At 73.5% G+C, this 4,420-nt stretch carries 1 protein-coding gene and 2 pseudogenes; all 3 read left to right on the forward strand.

Going from position 1 to position 4,420, the window contains the following annotated elements; translation table 11 throughout:
* Window positions 1-2,880: pseudogene (locus tag AC1DY2_RS16200) on the forward strand (hypothetical protein); the annotation flags it as partial.
* The gene (locus AC1DY2_RS16205; protein WP_309974733.1) at window positions 2,877-3,497 is read left to right on the forward strand and encodes a Pvc16 family protein; all 621 of its coding nucleotides are present in this window, start codon (window positions 2,877-2,879) and stop codon (window positions 3,495-3,497) included. The pseudogene AC1DY2_RS16200 and the gene AC1DY2_RS16205, both read left to right, overlap by 4 nt.
* A gap of 1 nt (window position 3,498) precedes the next feature.
* Window positions 3,499-4,420: pseudogene (locus AC1DY2_RS16210) on the forward strand (ATP-binding protein); the annotation flags it as partial.

Here is a 4,420-nt window from a genome sequence, read left to right on the forward strand (position 1 = left end):
GTCATGGACCCGGTGGCCATGGAGTCGGCCGTGCCGCCGGGGCCCGGTGACGAGTGCGTGCTCGAGGTTCCGAGGGATCCGCTGACGCCTGCGGTGTTCACGTACTGGTTCCAGTTGCTGGGCGTGCCGCCCGGACTGCCCGTCGTGACGGCGCAGGTCACCGGCGGCTACCTCCAGGACGTGGAGCTGTTCAGCCGGGTCGACTTCGACGCCGCCGACCTCACCTCGGACGAGGACTACGTCGAGCTCGCGCCGGTCTTCTCGGCGGGGGTGACCGTCGACCGGCGGGCGGCCACCACGGGGATCGGCGACACGATCGTCGCGACGTTCACCGTGACCCACGAACCGGATGCCGCACCGCGCACGGCCTCCTCGCAGGTGCTCTTCGCGATCAACTGGCCGGCGTTCCTCGCGCCCGTCGGCGGCACGACCCCGGCCGACGCCTGCGACGGCGGGCTGGTGGCCGGGCTCTGCGCCATCACCGAGCCGACGAACGTGCGCAGGACGACCGTGTTCACCATGGCGTTCAACGTGCCCGAAGGCGACGGCGGCCAGGCCGCGATCTCGATCATCGGCCAGGGGGGCTGGTACACGCCGCCGGGGCCGGTCATCGCGCTGGCGCCGCCGTCGCAGCAGCCTTCGGCGATACGGGTCGTCGCCGCGTCCGACGTGCACTCGGCCATCGTGAAGGCCGCCCCGACGCCGCGGCCAGAGGGCGCCCTGGACATCCCGGGCACGTGGACCGGCGTGGATGCGGCATCCGTCGTGGCGTTGGACCGGCCGTTCCCGATGGAGGTCGAACTGCGACCCGAGCTGTCGACCCTCGGCGACGAGCAGGGCATCGAGGGGGTCATCCGGGTGTCGCACGCTGCCGCCGCCGCGGYCACGCTCTTCGGGCTCGAGCTCGACGTCGCGCTCGAATTCGATGAAGCGCTGGTGCCGATCGGCGCACCAGTGGGCTGCGCGACGTACGTCGGCGGCGTCTGCACCATCACCGGGCTCGACGACCCGGGCTCGGAGGCCGTGATCACGGTGGAGTTCGCACCGCCCGCGGAGATCGGCGTCGGATACCTCGACGCCGACCAGGTCGCGGCCCGGTTCGACTTCGACGGCGCCCCGCTCACTGCACCAGACGGATGGCTGGAGTACGCCTACGACTCGCAGATCACCGACGCCGAGCTCGTGACGCTCGACGTGGACCTCACGAACGACTACGTGTGGGAGGACGGCTCCCCGCTCGGCGCGCGCATCACGGCCACGCGTGCCGAACGCGGCACCGACGGCGACCTCTACGACGCGCTCCTGGTCGGCGTGGCGATCACCTGGCCCGCCTACCTGACGCCGCTCAGCACCCCGACCGGGTGCGACCTGCAGGGGAATGGCATGGTGTGCGACGTCCGCATCGCCAGTCCGGGGCCGGAGGACGCGGCCGTGATCCTCGTGGCCTTCGACATCGGGCCGGGCGTGGTCGACGGGGTGGTCCGAGCCGAGGGGGCGTACCTTCTCGAGGACGTCGACGAGGGCGACGACCGCGACCTGCCAGTCGAATGGGTGGTGCCCGACGAGGCGCCCATCGCCGGCGTCGACCCGTTCATCACGCTCGACGTCGCGCTCGACCGGGAGCTCGTGTGGCAGGGCGGTCCCGACGTCGCGGCGACGATCACCGCCACCCGGGAGGCGTTCGCCGCCGAGCTGCGGCGTGACCCGTTCCCCGAGCTCGTCGTGGGCGTGGCGATCACCTGGCCGGCGTTCCTGCACCCGAACGCGCCGCCGACCGGTTGCGAGTCGTGGGACGGCGCGATCTGCGAGATCCTGCTGCCCAAGCCGGGGGCCGTGGTGCAGATCGGGCTCGAGTTCTCGGTCGGCGGCTCACCCGACGGCAGCGTGCTGCCCGGCGTGGTGCGTGCCGAGGCCGAGTCGCTGGGAGGGACGGATCCCGACCTGGTGCCCGACCTGCCCGTCGACTGGGTCATCCCCGACGAGGCGCCCGTGACCCGGGTGCGCCCCGCCATCACCCTCGACCTCACCGACGACCACGACCCCGGGTACACCGGCGGGAAGCAGCTGGTCCTCACCACCGTCGTCACCCGGGAGACGCCCGGCGCCGTGCTGCCGGGGCTCGAGATCGGCCTGGACTACACGTGGGCGGGATACCTCACGAAGACGTCCGACGCCGGATGCGCGAGCTTCTCGGGCACGACCTGCGTCGTGACGGGACTCGACCAGCCCGGGGCATCCGCCGTGGTGACCCTGACCTTCTCGATGCCCGCACCGACCCTGCCGCCGGTGCCGCCGGTGGCGCCGCGCACCGACGACCTCGTCGTCGACGGCGTCGCCCTGTCGTTCGATGCGCCGGTGGTCGAGCTGCCGCCGCCTCCGCCGGAGCCGCAACCGGAGCCGGACCCGGAGCCGCAGGTCGAGTTCGCGCCCGCGTCGGAGGCGGGACCGGTGCTCGCCCTCGCCCTCGCGCCGTCGCCGGCCCTCGCGCCGGAACCGCTGCCCGCCGCCCTGCCGCCGTCGTGGATCGGCGAGGATCGCGAGCCGTTCACGGTGCTCCAGCCCAACCTGCGCATGTCACCGGCGGTGACGACGCCCGGCGAAGTGATCGGCGCGATCGGYACGTCGCTGCCGCCGAACGCCGCCGTCACGTTCCACTGGGAGGGCGTGCCGACCGACACGCCGAGCGTGCGCTGGCCCGGCTCGGGCGACCCGACGTCGGCCCGCTGGGCCCTGCTCGTGCTCAGGTGGGAGCTGCCCGGCACCCGCACGCTCGTCATGCACAGCGTCGACGGCCTGTTCGGCGACATCCCGTCGAGCAACCGCCTGCTCGTCGCGCCACGCTCCGCGATGGCGCCCAACCTGCTCGGGAGGGGCGGATGATCGGCGAGATCGACGACGCGCTGCGCACGCTCGTCAAGGAGTCGGACGGCATCGCCGCCGACGTCGACGTGGCGCTCGACGCCCCCACGAAGGACTGGGCGGCCCGGCGAAACGCGCCGACGGTCGACCTGTTCCTCTACGACATCCGTGAGGACGTGCGACGGCGCGAGTACGGCTTCTCGGAGCAGCGCGACGACCGCGGCATCGTCACGCACCGCGCCCCCGCGCCCCGCTACTACAAGCTCTCGTACCTCGTCACGGCGTGGACGCAACGGCCCGACGACGAGCACCGCCTGCTCGACGCGCTGCTGCGCTGCTTCATCCGCTTCGACGCCATTCCCGACGCGTTCATCATCGAGACCCTCGCCGAGACGGGCCTGCGCTGCTCGATCACGATCGCCCAGCCGCCGCCCGAGGACCGGGCGTTCGCCGACGTCTGGTCGTCGCTCGGCGGCGAGCTGAAGCCCTCGCTCGACGTCGTCGTCACCGCACCGCTCAGCCGGTCGATCCTGTACCCCGCCGGACCGCCCGTCACCGGCGGCGTCACCGCCCAGCTCGAAGCGGCGGGACTGGGGATCGAGGATGCCGCGTTCCGTGCCGCTCCGACGGGAGACTGAGATGATCGACGACCCCAGCGTCGTGCACCTGCTGGGGCGGCTCGGCGCGATCGAGGACCGCATCCGGCGCCTGGTCGCCGCCCGTCGCGCGGCCGATCCGCAGCCCGACGACCCCTTCCGCGGGCTGTACCTCAGCGACGAAATGGTCGACCGGCTGCTCGACGGTGCCCCCGGCGTGCCCGATTGGTCGGATGCCTCAGCCCGCCTCGCGGCGTGCGAGCAGGGCGCCGACGTGGCGGAGGCCGCGGGGCATCCGATCCGGCTCCGCACGCTCGCGGCGGCGTTCGGCCTCGGGCCCATCGACGTCGACCTGCTCGTCATCGCGCTGGCCGCCGACCTCGATCCGCGGTTCGAGCGGTTCTTCGGCTACCTGAACGACGATGTCGGGCGACGGCGGCCGTCGGTCTCGGTCGCGCTCGAGCTCTGCGGCGTGCCGCTCACGAGCGCCGCCGACCGGGCCCGGCTCATCTCAGGGCCGCTCGTCACGGGCGGGCTGGTGATCGTCGAGGACCCCGACCGGCCGCTGCCGGGGCGGGCCGTGCGCGTCCCCGACCGCATCGTCGGGCACCTCCTCGGCGACGACACCGCCGATCGCGCCCTCGACGGCGTGCTGCGCGAGCCCRTCGACCTCGAGTGGGGCGACGACGCGCGCGTACGTCAGGCGCTCGCCTCCGGCATCCGCCTGGTGTACCTCCGCGAGCCGGCCACCGGATCGGGGGAGGCCGTCGCCGTGCGCGCGCTGCACGCCGAAGCGCCGGGCGCACTGCTGGTCGACCTCGAGCGGCTCGGCGGCGATGCCGACGCCGTGCCGCTGGCCCGGCTCGTGGCGCGGGAGGCGCGGCTGCGCGGATTCGGCCTCATCGCCTCGCCGGTGACCACGGACACGGGCCGCGCGCTCATCGAGGCGCTCGCCGACTCGACCC

The organism is Agromyces sp. P1_H4 (assembly GCF_056405255.1).